Below are 16,872 nucleotides of genomic sequence, written 5' to 3'. Positions count from 1 at the left end.
CCGGGCCGGGGCGGTTCGGAGTTGTTATGTCTTTTGATTCCCTTGGCCTGAATCCCGATATCCTGCGCGCTGTCGCTGAGCAGGGCTACGTTGAGCCGACCCCTATCCAACAGCAGGCTATCCCGGCGGTAATGCAGGGGCGCGATCTGATGGCCAGCGCCCAGACCGGCACCGGTAAGACGGCGGGCTTTACCCTGCCGCTGCTGCAGCGTCTGATTGACAAAGAGCCGCACGCAAAAGGCCGCCGCCCGGTGCGCGCGCTGATCCTGACCCCAACCCGTGAGCTGGCGGCGCAGGTGGGCGAGAACGTCCGCGACTACAGCAAATACCTGAATATTCGCTCGCTGGTGGTATTCGGCGGCGTGAGCATCAACCCGCAGATGATGAAACTGCGCGGTGGCGTCGACATCCTCGTCGCCACCCCGGGCCGTCTGCTGGACCTCGAACATCAGAACGCGGTCAGCCTTGATAGCGTGGAAATCCTCGTGCTGGACGAAGCGGACCGCATGCTGGATATGGGCTTTATCCATGACATTCGTCGCGTACTGGCCAAACTGCCGGCGCGTCGTCAGAACCTGCTGTTCTCGGCGACCTTCTCCGACGAGATCAAGGGCCTGGCCGAGAAACTGCTGCACAACCCGCTGGAAGTGGAAGTGGCGCGTCGCAACACCGCGTCCGAGCAGATCACCCAGCACGTCCATTTCGTTGATAAGAACCGCAAGCGCGAACTGTTGTCGCAGCTGATCGGCGAAGGCAACTGGCAGCAGGTGCTGGTGTTTACCCGCACCAAGCATGGCGCCAACCACCTCGCGGAGCAGCTTAATAAAGACGGCATCCGCAGCGCGGCGATCCATGGCAACAAGAGCCAGGGAGCGCGTACCCGCGCGCTGGCCGACTTTAAATCCGGCGGCATTCGCGTGCTGGTGGCGACCGATATCGCCGCCCGTGGTCTGGATATCGAAGAGCTGCCGCACGTGGTGAACTACGAGCTGCCGAACGTACCGGAAGATTACGTCCACCGTATCGGCCGTACCGGTCGCGCGGCGGCCACCGGCGAAGCCTTATCGCTGGTGTGTGTGGATGAGCATAAGCTGCTGCGCGATATCGAGCGCCTGCTGAAAAAAGAGATCCCGCGCATTGCGATTGCCGGCTATGAGCCGGATCCGTCCATTAAAGCCGAACCTATCCAGAACGGTCGCCAGCAGCGCGGCGGCGGTCGTGGGCAAGGTCAGGGACGCGGTGGCCAGGGTCAGGGACGCAGCGGACAGCCGCGCAGCCAGAACAGCGCCCCGCGCCGTCAGGACGGCGAGGCGCCGAAAGCGCGTACGCAGGACGGCAAACCGCCGCGCCGCCGTCGCCCGCGTAAACCGGCTGGCGAATAACACGCTGATGCCCCGGCCGCGATTACGCGGCCCGGCTCAGGCCCGTCTGTCCGCTACGCGGCGACGGGCCTTTTTCTTTCCATTACACTATTTGTCGAGCACGCTTCCACACTCAGCAGAAAGCAATACCTCCGGGCGGGCAAAAATGGCACAATAGTGGCTGTTTATACAGTATTCAGGTTTTCTCATGGCTTTGACCGCTGCGCTGAAAGCGCAAATCGCCGCCTGGTATAAGGCGCTTCAGGAACAGATCCCGGACTTTATTCCCCGCCCCCCGCAGCGGCAGATGATCGCCGATGTGGCGAAAACGCTCGCCGGGGAAGAGGGCAGGCATCTGGCTATCGAAGCGCCGACCGGCGTCGGTAAAACGCTGTCATACCTGATCCCGGGCATAGCCATCGCCCGGGAGGAACAAAAAACGCTGGTGGTCAGCACTGCCAACGTCGCCCTGCAGGATCAAATCTACAGTAAAGACCTGCCGCTGCTGCGTAAAATCATTCCCGACCTGCGCTTTACCGCCGCCTTTGGCCGTGGGCGCTACGTTTGCCCGCGTAACCTGACGGCGCTGGCCAGCACCGAGCCGTCACAGCAGGATCTGCTGGCCTTTCTCGATGACGATCTCACCCCGAACAACCAGGCCGAGCAGAAGCTGTGTGCGACCCTGAAGCAGGACCTCGACAGCTACCGCTGGGACGGCCTGCGCGATCATACCGATAAAGCCATCGATGACGCGCTGTGGAGCCGGCTGAGCACCGATAAGGCCAGCTGCCTGAACCGCAACTGCCACTACTATCGCGAGTGCCCGTTCTTCGTGGCACGGCGGGAAATTCAGGAGGCGGAAGTGGTGGTGGCCAACCATGCGCTGGTGATGGCGGCGATGGAGAGCGAGGCCGTGCTGCCGGAACCGAAAAACCTGCTGTTGGTCCTCGATGAAGGCCATCATCTGCCGGACGTCGCCCGCGACGCGCTGGAGATGAGCGCTGAGATCACCGCCCCCTGGTTTCGCCTGCAGCTGGATCTGTTCTGCAAGCTGGTCGCCACCTGCATGGAGCAGTTTCGTCCGAAAACCACACCGCCGCTGGCCAATCCGGAGCGGCTCACCGGCCATTGCGAAGAGCTGTTCGAGCTGATTGCGTCGTTGAATAATATTCTCAATCTCTACATGCCCGCCGGTCAGGAAGCGGAGCATCGCTTCCCGATGGGCGAACTGCCGCAGGAGGTGATGGAGATCTGCCAGCGGCTGGCGAAGCTCACCGAGATGCTGCGCGGGCTGGCGGAGCTGTTTCTTAACGATCTCAGCGAAAAGACCGGCAGCCATGACGTGGTGCGCCTGCATCGGGTGCTGCTGCAGATGAACCGCGCGCTCGGCATGTTTGAAAGCCAAAGCAAGCTGTGGCGCCTGGCGTCGCTGGCGCAATCCTCGGGTGCGCCGGTGACTAAATGGGCGACGCGGGTGGTGCGCGATGGCCAGATCCATGTCTGGTTCCACTGCGTCGGCATCCGCGTCAGCGATCAGCTGGAACGGCTGCTGTGGCGCAGCGTGCCGCATATCGTCGTGACGTCAGCGACGCTGCGTTCTCTGAACAGCTTCTCGCGCCTGCAGGAGATGAGCGGTCTGAAGGAGAAAGCGGGTGACCGCTTCGTGGCACTGGATTCGCCGTTCAATCACGTGGAGCAGGGGAAAATTATTATTCCTCAAATGCGCTATGAACCGTTGATGGATAACGAAGAGCAGCACATTGCCGAGATGGCGGCCTATTTTCGCCAGCAGGTAGAGAGCAAGAAACATCTCGGGATGCTGGTGCTGTTTGCCAGCGGGCGGGCGATGAACCGCTTCCTGGAGCATGTGACCGATCTGCGCCTGATGCTGCTGGTGCAGGGCGATCAGCCGCGCTATCGGCTGGTGGAGCTGCATCGCAAACGGGTTGAAAACGGCGAGCACAGCGTGCTGGTGGGCCTGCAGTCCTTTGCCGAAGGTCTCGATTTAAAGGGCGATCTGCTAAGCCAGGTGCATATTCATAAAATCGCCTTTCCGCCCATCGACAGCCCGGTGGTGATCACCGAAGGCGAATGGCTGAAAAGCCTCAATCGTTATCCTTTCGAGGTACAGAGTTTGCCCAGCGCCTCCTTTAATCTGATTCAGCAGGTGGGGCGTCTGATCCGTAGCCATCACTGCTGGGGAGAGGTGGTGATTTACGATAAGCGTCTGTTGACCAAAAACTATGGCGCGCGTCTACTGAACGCGTTACCTGTTTTTCCCATAGAGCAGCCGGGCGTCCCGGAGGTTATAGTAAAACGGAAAGCAAAACAGACAGCAAAACAGTCAGGCCGCAAACGTCGCTGACGCCGGCGCGTGATGCACCAGGGGGAGCCATGGAGTACAGCAAAATTATAAAAGAGGTGGGTCGCGGTAAGAATCATGCCCGTGACCTCGATGAAGAGACCGCCCGTGCGCTCTATGCGCGGATGCTGGACGGCGAGGTGCCGGAGCTGGAGCTGGGGGGAATATTAATCGCCCTGCGCATCAAAGGCGAAGGCGAAGCGGAGATGAAAGGGTTTTACGCGGCGATGCAGCAGCATACGCTGCGCCTTACCCCGCCGGCCGGCAAGCCGATGCCGATTGTCATCCCCAGCTACAACGGCGCACGCAAGCAGGCGAACCTGACGCCGCTGCTGGCGATGCTCCTGCACAAGCTGGGGTTTCCGGTGGTGGTTCATGGCGTCAGTCACGATCCCACCCGGGTGCTGACCGAGACCATTTTTACCCTGCTGGACATTCCGGCCACCCGGCACGCCGGACAGGCTCAGGCGCAGCTGGAGGGCCATGAACCGGTGTATATCCCGGTGGGGGCTTTCTGTCCGCCGCTGGAGAAACAGCTGGCGATGCGCTGGCGGATGGGCGTGCGCAACAGCGCCCATACCCTGGCCAAGCTGGCCACGCCGTTTGGTGAAGGGGAGGCATTGCGTCTCTCCAGCGTGTCGCATCCGGAATATGTTCCCCGGGTGGCGAACTTCTTTCGTGAGACCGGTGGCCGCGCGCTGTTGATGCACGGTACCGAGGGCGAAGTGTATGCCAACCCGCAGCGCTGCCCGCAGATCAGCCTGATCGATGAGCAGGGCGTGCAGGTGCTGTACGAACGCCAGACTGAGACGGCAACGGAGGTGGTGGTCCTGCCGGCCTCGAAAGATCCCGAGGTCACCGCGCGCTGGATCGAGCGCTGCGTCGCCGGCGTCGAACCGGTGCCCCACTCGTTGAAAATTCAGCTTGCCTGCTGTCTGCTGGCCAGCGGGGAAGTCACCACCCTGGAGCAGGGCCTCAGCCGCGTCAACGACTGCTGGTAATCGGATCTGCAGGATAAAAAAAAGCCCGTCCGGTGGCTCGGACGGGCAAGGCAAGGGTATTAAAGGTTTTTTCAGGGTTAATTCAGTGGCTTACAGAGGGAACAGCGATTATTTATAGATAACCGCGGTACCGCTCAGTTTGTTGTTGGTGTTAGCGGAAGTAATGCTGTAGCCAGTCGCACCAGCGGCTTCGGCTTTAGCAGCCAGTTTTGCTTCCAGACCATCTAAAGTGGTTGCGCCTTGCGCAGACACCACACCGATTTTATTCATGCTTTCAGCCTGAGCGGGGGTGACCGGTTCGGCGGCAAACGCGCCGAAGGAAAGGGCGGTCAGAGCGATGGCAGCGGCAGCATATTTGATGTTTTTCATAGTTAATCTCTCGCAGGTTGTTCTGTTCAGGGGACGATGTTCCGTCGATGTGATAAGTATCACGCTTTTTTGCGGGAGATAAAATCGAAGGAAATTCACAGTCTTCATCTAATTTTTTGAATGATTAATAATTTACTGATTATTAATAAATTATTTCTCATTCTTTTCGCCACGAAGCGTAGCGAGGAAGACCGACGCGTTTAAGGGCACATATTGCGACTTTTTCCGCCAAAAAATGTGCGCGAAAAGATAATGCGAAAGGCTGTCATGAACGGTAAAGGAAAGTCAGCGTAGCTGGCTATCCTTGGATCCGCGACGATTATATCCTGAAAATGTATTGTTATGTAAATCTTTCTCCTGCTGGCACTTCACGCAATATCTGACTCCTGGGATGGCCTGTCGACGGGCCTCCGGAATCGGCTCTCCACATTCATCACAAAATTTGTTGCTTTCGCCGCGCGGAAGCTCGCGGCGCGCGCGAGCCACCGCATCGTCAATGGTGCTGTCGATCTGATCCTGAACGGCCCCATCGCCTGCCCAACCTGATGCCATCGTCTGCCTCCTGTGAAAGGTTATTGATAAATTATAGCTGAACCGTGCAGTCGGTTACCGCTGCTGGCAGCATTGACCCGCCAGGCTATCGCCCCCTGGCGGTGGGCCTTATCCGCGAGGGCAGCCACCAGATCATCAAGGGTGCTGGCACCGGAGGCGGAGACGGTACCTACAGGGCGGAGTGGCCCGTCATAGGGCAGTACGGGTGTCGGTGGCAGGGGAGAGGCCGCGGCGGCATGAGCGGTGAGCGCAGCGGCGAACAGCAGCGAGGTGATTTTCATCAGCATATCCTCATAAACAGCATGGGACATAGCTTAAGTGTAGGTCTTTCCAGACCGCGCGATAGGGAATTTTTAATGCAAAAACAAGGCGTTTTGTAGGCTACCGGCGCAGGGCAGCGGTACTCTGGCCGGTAGATTATTTAGCGGGCGTCAGGGCGGATCATGTCAAAACGCAGACTGTCATCAATACTGTAATAGGCGCTCGGACCTCCGGCGCGCAGGATCGGCTGGGCGCGGGCGGTTTGATAGATGCCGTTGTCCAGCAGTGATTCATCAATATGCACGGCGACCACTTCGCCAAGCACCAGCCACGTATCGACAGGGTTACCGTCGGCGGTGGTGAGTTGAATACACTGCGACAGACGGCACTCAAAGTTCACCGGGCTCTCCGCGACCCGGGGGGCGCTGACCAGGCGGCTGGCGGCGGCGGTGAGGCCGGCGCGCACGAACTCGTCCTCATGGTGCGGGATCGAGGCAGACGTTTCATTCATCGCCACGGCCAGCGGGCGCGTTGCCAGGTTCCAGACGAACTCCTTCGTCTCGACAATATTTTGCACGCTGTCTTTCCAGCCACTGCTGGCGAAACCAATGATCGGCGGGCGATAGTTAAAGCAGTTAAAAAAGCTGTATGGCGCCAGATTTCGCTGGCCCTCAGCGTCCTGCGAGGCGATCCAGCCTATCGGGCGAGGCCCGATAATCGCGTTCAGGGGGTCATGCGGCAGGCCGTGGCCCTGTGAAGGTTGATAAAAGTACATGCTGCACCTGTCACGGATAAAGGAGATATCCAGACTCCCTTATTTACCGCGCCGCCGTCAACGGGTATCTTACGCGGCTGTTCAAAGGAGATTGTCATGAAAGCCCAGAAACCGGGGTTACACCCGCGTAACCGCCACCATCAACGCTACGACCTGCCTGCGCTCTGCCAGGCGCATCCTGACCTGCAGGGATACATTACGCTCAATCCGCTGGGTGAGCAGACCATTGATTTTGCCAATCCGCAGGCGGTAAAGGCGTTGAATAAAGCGCTGCTGGCGCATTTTTACGCGGTTAAACACTGGGACATTCCTGACGGTTTTCTCTGTCCGCCGGTGCCTGGGCGTGCCGATTATATTCATCATCTGGCGGATCTGCTGGCGCAGGATAGTGGCGAGGTGCCGAAGCAAGCCACGATCCTTGATATTGGTACGGGTGCCAACCTCATCTATCCCCTGATCGGCGTTCATGAGTACGGCTGGCGCTTCACCGGCAGCGAAATCAGCCCGGAGGCCTTCGCCAGCGCGCAGGCCATTGTCAATGGCAACCCCGGATTGACCCGGCAGATCCGTCTGCGTCGGCAAAAAGAGAGCCAGGCTATCTTCCACGGCGTGATCCACAAAAACGAGACCTATGACGCCACGCTGTGTAATCCGCCGTTCCATGACTCCGCAGAGAGCGCCCGGGCAGGCGGTGAGCGCAAGCGCCGCAATCTCGGACTCGGCGCCGACAGCGGGCTTAACTTTGGCGGTCAGCAGCAGGAGCTGTGGTGTGAAGGAGGCGAAGTGGCCTTTATCTCGCAGATGATCCGCGAAAGTCAGGCTTTCGCCCGCCAGGTGAAATGGTTTACCTCGCTGGTGTCGCGCGGCGACAATCTGCCGCCGCTCTATCGCCTGCTGACCGAGGTTGGGGCCGTGAAAGTGGTGAAAAAAGAGATGGCCCAGGGGCAAAAGCAGAGCCGGTTTATCGCCTGGAGCTTTATGGACGACGCCAAACGCCGCCGTCCGTTCTAACGCTACTCGGCGGCCGGGCTATCTGAGCCCGGCATCGGCAGCTGTTGCCAGGTCTGTATCGGGGCGCGAACCCCGGCGCGGTCGAAGTGCTTTTTCACCTGAGTGTCGAGGGCAAAGCGCACCGTCCACTGCTTCAGCGGCAGGGTAGTGAAGCTGACGCGTAGCGTGAAGGCGGTATTGCTCAGCCCCACCAGCCCGGCGAACGACGGCTCGCCAATGATCAGGCCGCGGATCTCCTCCTGGGCCAGCAGATCGTCCACCGCCGCCTTCAGCGCCTGGCTGGCTTTATCCAGATCCTCGTGACGGTCGACATCATAGTTGGCGACCACCGAGCCAATGCCGCGCACGAAGTTGGCAAAGGTGGTAATCGAGGACCAGGGAATAATGTGATAGGCGCCGGTATCCTGCCGTACCCCCACGGAGCGAATCGACATTCGTTCCACGGTGCCGGTCAAAGGGCCGATGGTGACCAGGTCGCCGGTATTCATCCCGTTCTCAAACTGGATAAATATGCCGGTGATAATATCTTTAACCAGCGTTTGCGCGCCAAACGAAATCGCCAGCCCTAACGCCCCGGCGCCCGCCAGCAGCGGCGCAATGTTAACCCCAATCTCCGAAAGCAGGATCATCACCGTGATGGTGCTGATCACCACCGCCAGCGCGTTGCGAAACAGGGTCAGCAGCGTCCGGGCCCGCGCGCTGGGCAGCGGGCGACCATGGATATCCGAGGCCAGCCGGTTTTCGATCAGGCTGGCCAGCACCGTCCAGCCGATGGCAGAGAAGAAGAGGATGAGGGCGATGCGGATCAGCACATCCACCGTTTTTTGCCCGGCATCGTTATGCAGCCATTCGCGGAAGTCAAACAGGCCCCAGGCGCTCAGCAGCAGCATGACGGCGACGCAGACGGTGAGAATGCGCGCGGCCTTCAGCGAGGCGGAGATCCAGCCATTCAGCCGCTTTTGCAGCTCAGGATAATTGCGCTGGGTGGCGGGTGACAGGGTGATGGTTTTGGCTATCCAGCGCGACAGGATGCCGGACACCAGCGCCGCGCCGCCGATAATGGCCAGGCTGCGCAGGGTGGCGCCCATCATGAATTTCAGGCTATTGCCCGGGTCGAACAGGGAGAAGAAAAAGAGCACCACAAAGTAGGCGCAGGCCAGCCAGTGCCAGACCAGCGCGAAGGCGCGGATAAACAGGCTAAAGAAGGAGAGCGAACGGTCGGCCAGATGGATTAGCCCCTGCGTAATCAAGGTCTTGTTATGAAAAATCAGGTACAGCGCCCACAGCGTAATGCACAGCATGATGACGACGTTAGCCAGCGCGCCAACCTGAACATTCACCTGATTGGAGATAATCGGCACCGCGACGATCAGGCCATAGCCAATCAGGCTGCTGAGCGCGCTCAGGCGCAGGCTCCAGTATGACGCGGCTTCGTCGCTGAGGTTAAAGGGCCGGAGCGCCGGGATGCGCGGGCAGAAAATGAGCCGCAGAATGGCTTTAAAAAACTCGATCAACGCGAAGGCGTTGAGGAAAAGACTCTGCTGGAAGGCGATGGTGGGGTTATTACCATTCAGGCGATCGCTTAACAACTGGCCGACAAACAGGGTCAGCGCCAGCAGCAGCAGGTCGATAACAAACGCCCCGGCGATGGTCAGGGGCAGCTGGAGCCAGTTTCCGCGATCGCGGTTTTTATGCCGCCCCCATTCACCCATTTTGCGATACAGCGGCAGCGCCGCGAGACGTACCAGCCACCAGAAGGCAAACACCAGGCCGGCCAGCAGTAAAAAATGCCAGGCCGCGCTGGTGAAGGTTTGCGAATTAAAGGGTTTATGCGGTGAGCCGGTGATATTGCGCCACAGTTGAGAGAAGCGCGACGAGAGCTGCTCGCCGTATTCCCGGCTGATCTGCGTGACGTTCTCCAGCACCGTGGTCTCTTCTTTCACCGCCGGCGGCGTCAGCGTCGGGGTGCTGTCTGGCGGCGGCGTGGCGGCCGCTTTACGCAACTGGTCAATGAGCTCCTGACGGGCGCTGTCGTTAGCCAGCACGTCAGCCAGCGCGGCGTAGGCCGCTCTTTTCTGTTCCGCATCGGGTTCGCTGGCGCTGGTTTTATCGGCGTTAGCTGTCGGCACGCCGGGCAGGGCGGCGGCGGAAAGCGGGGCAGTAAACAGCGCAGCGAGCAAAAGCAGGATCCACGGCATGGGCACCTCCGTTGCAACGTAAACGGGTAAGTATAGAAGCCGATGGCGGAAGGGGAGGGAAGAGGAATCTGGAAAAGCGGCTCTCTCCGCGGGGGAAGAGAGCCGTTGCGGGTCAGGCGACGTGCTGCAGGAATTCGCGCAGGCGCGGGCTTGGCGGATTCTTCACCAGCTCCTGCGGGTTGCCGTCTTCAGCAATGCGTCCTTTGTCGATAAAGATCAATCGCGAGGCCACTTTTTCGGCAAAGCCGATTTCGTGGGTTACGATCACCATGGTCATCCCCTCTTCAGCCAGATCCTGCATCACTTTGAGCACTTCATGGCGCAGTTCCGGGTCGAGCGCGGAGGTGGGCTCATCAAACAGCATCATCTTCGGCTTCACCGCCAGCGCGCGGGCGATCGCCACACGCTGCTGCTGGCCGCCGGACAGTTCGGACGGATAGTGATGCGCGCGCTCTGCCAGGCCGACTTTCGCCAGCAGATCTTTCGCCTGCTTCTCTGCCGCCTGCTTGCTGGCGCCGCGCACCCGCAGCGGACCAAACATGACGTTCTCCAGCGCCGTCAGGTGCGGGAACAGATAAAACTGCTGAAATACCATCCCGGCTTCCTGACGAATCAGACGTTCGTCAACTTTCGGGTCGTTGACCTTCAGGCCATCGACAATCAGATCGCCGCTGGTGATCTCTTCCAGTTTATTGATGCAGCGTAGCATCGTTGATTTACCAGATCCGGACGGGCCGATAATGACCACCACTTCACCCTGATTAATTTTCAGGGAGATATCATGCAGCACCTGGGTTGGGCCAAAGTGCTTGGAGACGTTTTTAAATTCAATCACAGGATTTTCATCCTTCTTTCAAGACGACGCAGAATAAAGCTCAGGACCAGGGTAATAATCAGGTAGATAACAGCAACGGCGCTCCAGATTTCCAGGGCGCGGAAGTTGCCCGCGATGATCTCCTGTCCCTGACGGGTCAGTTCGGCGACGCCGATGACGATGAACAGCGAGGTGTCCTTGATGCTGATAATCCACTGGTTGCCCAGCGGCGGCAGCATGCGGCGCAGCGCCAGCGGCAGGATCACGTGGCGAATGGTTTCGCGACGCGACAGACCAAGCGCCAGGCCCGCTTCGCGGAAGCCTTTATGAATGGAGAGCACCGCGCCGCGGGTAATTTCCGCGATATAGGCGCCCGAGTTAATCATGATGGTCACTACCGCTGCGGAGAAGGGGTCGATGCGCAGGTCGCTAAAGGCCATCGGCAGCGCAAAGTAGATGAACATAACCTGCACCACAATCGGGGTGCCGCGAATGATTTCAATAAACACCAGTGCGATGTGGTTGGCGATCCAGCCGCCGAAGCAGCGGGCGAAACCGGCCACCAGGCCGATTATCAGACCGCCGGCCAGGCCGAGGACGGAAATCCACAGCGTCATTTTGGCGCCTTCCAGCAAAATCGGAATGGCAGGCCAGATGGCACTCCAGTCAAACTGCATAATACGTTCCTGTTACCGTGTCGAGAGCAGAGGAAATCCTCTGCCAAAATACTGTCTCCCGCGTAGCCTGTGCCGGAAGACCGTTGTGGTGTCGCCGGACCTGCGTCCGGCGAAGTGTGTTCTTATTATTTTGGTTCAGTGCCGAACCATTTTTTATAAATTTCGTTGTAGGTACCGTTCTCGCGCAGCGTTTTCAGCGCACCGTTCACTTTCTCACGCAGCTCGTCGCTGCCTTTCGGGAAAGCGATACCGTAGTTTTGCGCTTCCAGTGATTCGCCTACCGCTTTGAACTTGCCGTTGCCCGCGGTTTTGATGAAGTACAGAATATTTGGCGTATCGTGCAGCACGGCATCAGCGCGGCCGGTACCCAGTTCCATGTAGGCGTTATCGATGTTTGGGAACTGACGTAGATCTTTGGTTTTGATATTGGCTTTCGCGTAGTCAACGGAGCCGGTACCGCCCTTCACCGCGACCACTTTGCCGTTCAGATCTTTCACATCTTTGATGTCGTTATTATTGGCGTTGACCATCACCAGCAGGCCGCTTTTGTAGTAGCCATCGGAGAAATCGATCGCTTTTTTACGCTCGTCGGTGATGGTGATCCCGGCCAGCGCCAGATCGATATTTTTAGTTTGCAGCGCCGGGATAATGCCGCTGAAGTCCATTGGCTTCAGGGTGTAGTCGAGCTTCAGCTCTTTGGCGATAGCCGCCCACAGGTCAACGTCAAACCCGACATATTTATCGCCTTGCTTAAATTCGAACGGGACGAACGCCGTATCGGTGGCGACAACCAGGGTCTTATTGGCGGCATGGGAAGAAACCGCAAAAGCCAGGGTCAGTGCAGCCAGTGAAACTTTAAATACAGACTTCATAGCATTTCCTTTTATATCCACGGGACGATCCCCTGCGAGAACGACTAGCCTAATGAAAAAATCGTGCCACTTTTACAAGCTGTTGTTTTTCAACAAACGAAGCGCGAGAGGTTGCACAATTTCGATCACGACAGGCACTAACTGCACCATGATGGGGCGTCACTTTGGTGCGTTATAGAGTTGCTGAATAACGAGCACATTTTTAGCGCAAACCCTGATGGGAAAACAATCTCGGCGTAACGATTGTGTGAGGTGATTATTACAATTGTTTTACTTTTGTGCGCATTTTCATCAATTTGGCGCCCTAAAACGGTGCAAGGTCAGCGGGGAATGAAAGCAAAGAAGGGATAACAGATAGAACGGAAAACAGAAAGGTGGGGGAGGGAAAAGCAAAGGCGCCGCCGACCGCGTTGCGACCGGCGGCAAAGCCTTACTCGATATTCGCTTCGATGAACCACAGGAATTTATCCAGATCGCGGGAGGCCGCGGTGAAAATATCCGCGGTATCCTCGTCTTTGGCTTCACCAATCGCCTTGCGTACGTCGTTAGCGACGACGGCATAGCGGTCAGCCAGCGCTTTCAGGTGATCCTGAACGTGATGGATATCGAGCGGGTAGCTCTGCAGCGGCGTTTTGCTGTTAATGACCTGAGTGGTGCCCAGTGCGACGCCGCCCAGCTGCACGGCACGCTCCGCCATGGTGTCCAGGTGCTCGGTTAGCGCGGTACGGAAGCCATCCAGCATTTCGTGCACGGCGATAAAGTTCGCACCGCGCATATTCCAGTGTGCCTGCTTGGTGATAAGTGACAGGTCAATGAACTGGATCACCTGGCGATTCAACAGCTCAATGGTCGCTTTCTTTTCGCTGTCAGCGACATCGTTGCGGGTATAGACCAGATTAGATGCTTTTGATTTAACCAGTTTTGCGGTACTCATCGTTTCATATCCTCTTGATATTGATGCTCGTCACACTTCAAATCTGAATGATGTGGAGCGTTGTCCCAGGTAACTTCGGGACTAAGTATAGCAAGGGTTTCAAAGAGTGAGGCATCGGCAGGCCATATCACTTCGATAGCGCAAAGTGGTTGGTTATTTTGAAATTCGCTAAATATCATATGGTTATATTTAGCTGAACGGCCCGGATTTCTCACGGGCCGGCGGCGTAACAGAATGTTAATTGATATCGACTTGCTCGATTTTACTTTGTCGCTGCATGGTCAGCGTGGCGCCCATTGAGGCGATAATGATCGCGCCCAGCGCCAGAGTCTGGGAGAGCTTCAACGTTTCGCCGAGGAAGACCATACCGGAAAGGGCGGCTAACGCCGGTTCGAGGCTCATCAGTGTGCCGAAGGTGCGCGTCGGCAGGCGCGTCAAGGCCATCATTTCAAGGGAGTAGGGCAGTGCGGTTGAGAGAATAGCAATCCCCAGACCCATCGGCAGCAGCGACCACTGCCACAGCGTATCCGTGGCCTGCGCTATGCCTAACGGAACAAACACCAACGAGGCGATGAGCGACCCCATCGCCACCGTGGCCGGACCGTGTTCCTCACCGGCGCGTTGCCCGGTCAGAATATAGACTGCCCAACAGGCGCCGGCGCCCAGGGCAAACAGCGCGCCGGTTAAATCGACCTGCGCCACGTTCTGCCCCAGCGGCAGGAGATACCACAGCCCGAGGATCGCCAGCGCCACCCAGACGAAATCCAGCGGTCGGCGCGAACCAAACAGCGCCACCGCCAGCGGGCCGGTAAACTCCAGGGCCACCGCCACGCCGAGCGGAATGCGCTGCAGGGATAAGTAAAAGAGATAGTTCATCGCGCCGAGCGCCAGGCCGTACAGCAGCAGCGGCACACGCTGTGCTGGGGAGAAACGTAACCGCCATGGCTTGAACACGACCACCAGAATCAGCGTCCCGAGCGCCAGACGCAGGGCGGTGACGCCCGGGGCGCCGACCAAGGGGAACAGCGATTTGGCGAGCGAGGCGCCGCTCTGAATCGATGTCATGGCGACTAAAATCACCAGAATTGGCAACCATGCCGCCGCTTTTCGGGATGGACCGGGCATCCTTTCTCCTGTCAGGTTTTGTCAAAAGTCGTAAAAGTTCCAGTGTACTGGAATAACCTGCTGACGGTTGAGCTAATGTTGAAAAAAACAGGGGCAAAAACAGTAGAATGGCGCACGTTGCTGAGAAATTCGCCAGGCGATTAGGATTAATCTGGATGCTTGCGAATTTCTTAATGAGCGTTAAGATGTACGTTAACGCCAAATATTGTTGTTTTCCATATTGTTATAGAAGTATGGAAACTTTTAGTTACATGAAAAAGTATGTTAGACAATGTAAACTCCAAAGAGTTTCCCAAAAGTTTTTGATATATTTAAGGCTTAGGACTTATTAGAAACACATTTGAGGTGGTTATGAATAAAATTGCACGTCTTTCAGCACTGGCCGTTGTTCTGGCTGCATCCGTAGGTACCACTGCATTTGCTGCAACTTCTACCGTCACTGGCGGTTACGCGCAGAGCGACATGCAGGGTAAAGCGAACAAAGCTGGCGGTTTCAACCTGAAATACCGTTACGAGCAAGATAACAACCCACTGGGCGTTATCGGTTCCTTCACCTACACTGAAAAGGATAACACCAGCAACGGTACTTACAACAAAGGTCAGTACTACGGCATCACCGCAGGTCCGGCTTACCGTCTGAACGACTGGGCAAGCATCTACGGCGTAGTGGGTGTTGGTTACGGTAAATTCCAGAACAACAACTTCCCGAACCAGAAATCCGATATGAGCGACTACGGTTTCTCCTACGGTGCTGGTCTGCAGTTCAACCCGATCGAAAACGTTGCCCTGGACTTCTCCTACGAGCAGTCTCGTATTCGTAACGTTGACGTCGGTACCTGGATTGCTGGCGTGGGTTACCGCTTCTAATCACTCCTGTGATATAAAAAATCCGCCTCACGGGGCGGATTTTTTTTGCCTGTTGACGGCCAGCCCGGGCGGTTGACCGGGCTGAACGAGTCGTCTTAGTTGACAGTGAACTCATCGCTGCCGAGGTGGGTGTAGTCAACCTTCTGCAGCTGGAAGTTGGTGATGTACACCGGACCGGCCTTTTGCTCAGAGATAAAACGATAGCGCGGGACGAGTTCCGCCGCCTTGATCCCGGTCCACTGGGAGAAGAAACTGAGGAAATCATTCGCTGACCGCTGCGCTTTAATCACTTTATGCGCGTTGTCATCGCTGGACAGCACCATAAACGGCACCTGGAAGTTCTGCTGGAACTTATCGTCATGCGCCAGATACTGCACCTCTTTTCCCCGCTCCTTGAACGCCAGACCATGATCGGAAAAGTAGGTCAGTGAAAAGGTATCGCCGGAGTTTTGCAACTGGCTGTAGAGCTTAGCCAGCAGCGAGTCGGTCTGCGTCATGCTGTAGAGATAACAGGAAGTCTCTTTCGACTGGACGAAAACCGTGTACTTGCCTTTGGTCCGGTCGCAGGCCTGCGGGTGAGAACCCATCAGATGCAGGACGATCAGCTGCGGCTGGGTGCGCTGTGTAGAGAGTACCTGTTCGGTCAGCTTTAATAACTGCTCGTCCTGGGTATTTTTATTGGCCTCGAAATCGCCGTTTTTCAGGAACTGGACTTCATCCGCACGTTTGGCAATGCTGGCGATAGCGGTGTCGTACTCGCCAATCTGCCCCTGGTTGGAGAACCACCAGGTCTGGAAACCCGCGCGGTTGGCAAGGGTGACAAAGTTATCCTGAAACTGCGGTTTACCGTCGACTACCCGGTTAAGCGTCAGGCCGAGCGATTTCTGCGTCGAGCCGCTGGCGGCGACATAGTTGTTAAACAGATAACCGTTTACCGAGCTGGCAAACGGCGTGTTGTCCCAGTGGCCACCGAAGGCGCCGAGGGCGTCGCGGCGGGCGCTTTCGCCAATCACCACCACATAGATATGGTACTTTGGCTTCACCGCCAGCACGTGCCAGCTGTCTTTCATGCCGGCCAGCTGCGCCATTCGCGCCTGCTCGTCCAGCACCTCGTTATTATTCACCACCACGTCTTTCACAAAACGAAAGGCCGGATAACCGGTGTCAATCACCTTGAACACGCCGCCCCAGGCGAGATTCTGCACCGGCTGCAGAAAGAAAATCCCGATGCTGAACAGCAGGCCCAGGGTCTCCATTTTTCCCCAGCGGGATGGCTCAACGATCCTGCGGCGAACCGCAATGATCCCCAGCGCGAAAATGAAGACCGCCAGCAGATAGTTGTACCACGGGAAGATGGTCAGAATTTCCGTGGATTCTTCCACATTGGTGGCGTGAAGCGCCAGCAACGTATTGAAGTTGGGGGCGCCGTAGGCCTGGCCAAAGGGGTAGTAGAGAGCCGCCAGCAGCGAATAGGCACCGACCACCCCTTTCTGAACGCGTGGAAAGGCACGCCACAAAAGATGTAACACGCAGGTAAATGCCACGGTATAGAGCAGGCTAAATTCATAGCCCAGCGCCAGGTTAATTAATAGCGACTGTAAAAAGTAGAATCCTGTCCATGGGTTCAGTGCCAGTCGGCGGGCGACCAGCGTATTTTTCAGGGTGGTGACATTCATAGTAAACAATCAAAAAG

General features: G+C 57.4%; 16 protein-coding genes. 5 read left to right on the top strand and 11 right to left on the bottom strand.

The genetic code is table 11. From position 1 onward, the window contains the following. Nucleotides 1–26 precede the first annotated feature (26 nt). The 3 genes from rhlE (at nucleotide 27) to ybiB (ending at nucleotide 4,724) form a co-directional block, all read left to right on the top strand. Complete coding sequence (gene rhlE / locus CWM58_RS25400) at nucleotides 27–1,382, top strand: ATP-dependent RNA helicase RhlE (protein WP_008805766.1); 1,356 nt, start codon at nucleotides 27–29, stop codon at nucleotides 1,380–1,382. Nucleotides 1,383–1,569: 187 nt separating this feature from the next. Then, complete coding sequence (dinG, locus tag CWM58_RS25395) at nucleotides 1,570–3,726, top strand: ATP-dependent DNA helicase DinG (RefSeq protein WP_100682086.1); 2,157 nt, start codon at nucleotides 1,570–1,572, stop codon at nucleotides 3,724–3,726. A gap of 29 nt (nucleotides 3,727–3,755) precedes the next feature. After that, nucleotides 3,756–4,724, top strand: coding sequence for a DNA-binding protein YbiB (gene ybiB / locus CWM58_RS25390; RefSeq protein WP_100682085.1), 969 nt, complete (start codon nucleotides 3,756–3,758; stop codon nucleotides 4,722–4,724). Nucleotides 4,725–4,832: 108 nt separating this feature from the next. Here the strand turns inward: ybiB and ybiJ are convergent, their stop codons facing one another. The 4 genes from ybiJ to CWM58_RS25370 all read right to left on the bottom strand — a co-directional run bounded on the left by ybiJ (nucleotide 4,833) and on the right by CWM58_RS25370 (nucleotide 6,681). After that, complete coding sequence (ybiJ, locus tag CWM58_RS25385; protein ID WP_004176772.1) at nucleotides 4,833–5,093, bottom strand: DUF1471 family protein YbiJ; 261 nt, start codon at nucleotides 5,091–5,093, stop codon at nucleotides 4,833–4,835. 285 nt (nucleotides 5,094–5,378) lie between these two features. Continuing rightward, nucleotides 5,379–5,645, bottom strand: a complete 267-nt coding sequence (locus CWM58_RS25380; protein ID WP_002895824.1) for a DksA/TraR family C4-type zinc finger protein — start codon at nucleotides 5,643–5,645, stop codon at nucleotides 5,379–5,381. A 20-nt stretch (nucleotides 5,646–5,665) separates the two neighbouring features. Continuing rightward, nucleotides 5,666–5,926 carry a DUF1471 domain-containing protein gene (locus CWM58_RS25375; protein ID WP_074386616.1) on the bottom strand — a complete coding sequence of 87 codons (261 nt, stop codon included), beginning with the start codon at nucleotides 5,924–5,926 and terminating at the stop codon, nucleotides 5,666–5,668. A gap of 140 nt (nucleotides 5,927–6,066) precedes the next feature. Next, nucleotides 6,067–6,681: a flavin reductase family protein gene (locus CWM58_RS25370; protein WP_100682084.1), complete on the bottom strand. Its 615-nt coding sequence runs from the start codon at nucleotides 6,679–6,681 to the stop codon at nucleotides 6,067–6,069. 96 nt (nucleotides 6,682–6,777) lie between these two features. Here CWM58_RS25370 and rlmF point away from each other — a divergent pair, with 96 nt between their 5' ends. Continuing rightward, entirely contained in the window at nucleotides 6,778–7,692 is a 915-nt protein-coding gene (gene rlmF, locus CWM58_RS25365) for a 23S rRNA (adenine(1618)-N(6))-methyltransferase RlmF (RefSeq protein ID WP_061155249.1), read from the top strand. A gap of 2 nt (nucleotides 7,693–7,694) precedes the next feature. On the opposite strand, the gene ybiO is transcribed toward rlmF, so the two are convergent. The 6 genes from ybiO to rhtA form a co-directional block, all read right to left on the bottom strand. Beyond that, entirely contained in the window at nucleotides 7,695–9,890 is a 2,196-nt protein-coding gene (gene ybiO / locus CWM58_RS25360) for a mechanosensitive channel protein (protein ID WP_100682083.1), read from the bottom strand. Nucleotides 9,891–10,002: 112 nt separating this feature from the next. After that, a complete protein-coding gene (glnQ, locus tag CWM58_RS25355; RefSeq protein WP_008805775.1) occupies nucleotides 10,003–10,725 on the bottom strand; it encodes a glutamine ABC transporter ATP-binding protein GlnQ in 723 nt (240 codons plus the stop codon). After that, complete coding sequence (glnP, locus tag CWM58_RS25350) at nucleotides 10,722–11,381, bottom strand: glutamine ABC transporter permease GlnP (protein ID WP_002895837.1); 660 nt, start codon at nucleotides 11,379–11,381, stop codon at nucleotides 10,722–10,724. Before glnP ends, glnQ begins: the two co-directional genes overlap by 4 nt. A gap of 125 nt (nucleotides 11,382–11,506) precedes the next feature. Continuing rightward, nucleotides 11,507–12,253: a glutamine ABC transporter substrate-binding protein GlnH gene (gene glnH / locus CWM58_RS25345; protein ID WP_061155247.1), complete on the bottom strand. Its 747-nt coding sequence runs from the start codon at nucleotides 12,251–12,253 to the stop codon at nucleotides 11,507–11,509. Between the two features lie 430 nt (nucleotides 12,254–12,683). Continuing rightward, nucleotides 12,684–13,187, bottom strand: coding sequence for a DNA starvation/stationary phase protection protein Dps (gene dps / locus CWM58_RS25340; RefSeq protein ID WP_004886200.1), 504 nt, complete (start codon nucleotides 13,185–13,187; stop codon nucleotides 12,684–12,686). Between the two features lie 237 nt (nucleotides 13,188–13,424). Next, nucleotides 13,425–14,312 carry a threonine/homoserine exporter RhtA gene (rhtA, locus tag CWM58_RS25335; protein ID WP_061155246.1) on the bottom strand — a complete coding sequence of 296 codons (888 nt, stop codon included), beginning with the start codon at nucleotides 14,310–14,312 and terminating at the stop codon, nucleotides 13,425–13,427. A 351-nt stretch (nucleotides 14,313–14,663) separates the two neighbouring features. Between rhtA and ompX the strand changes: the two genes are divergently transcribed. Next, nucleotides 14,664–15,179 (top strand): outer membrane protein OmpX, encoded by a 516-nt coding sequence (gene ompX, locus CWM58_RS25330; protein ID WP_008805777.1) that lies wholly within the window; start codon nucleotides 14,664–14,666, stop codon nucleotides 15,177–15,179. Nucleotides 15,180–15,274: 95 nt separating this feature from the next. Here the strand turns inward: ompX and CWM58_RS25325 are convergent, their stop codons facing one another. Further along, nucleotides 15,275–16,855, bottom strand: a complete 1,581-nt coding sequence (locus CWM58_RS25325) for a phosphoethanolamine transferase (RefSeq protein WP_100682082.1) — start codon at nucleotides 16,853–16,855, stop codon at nucleotides 15,275–15,277. Nucleotides 16,856–16,872 lie beyond the last annotated feature (17 nt).

The organism is Klebsiella sp. H-Nf2, from assembly GCF_002806645.1.
GTDB lineage: Bacteria > Pseudomonadota > Gammaproteobacteria > Enterobacterales > Enterobacteriaceae > Klebsiella > Klebsiella variicola.
This window is presented reverse-complemented; position numbering and strand designations above follow the sequence as displayed.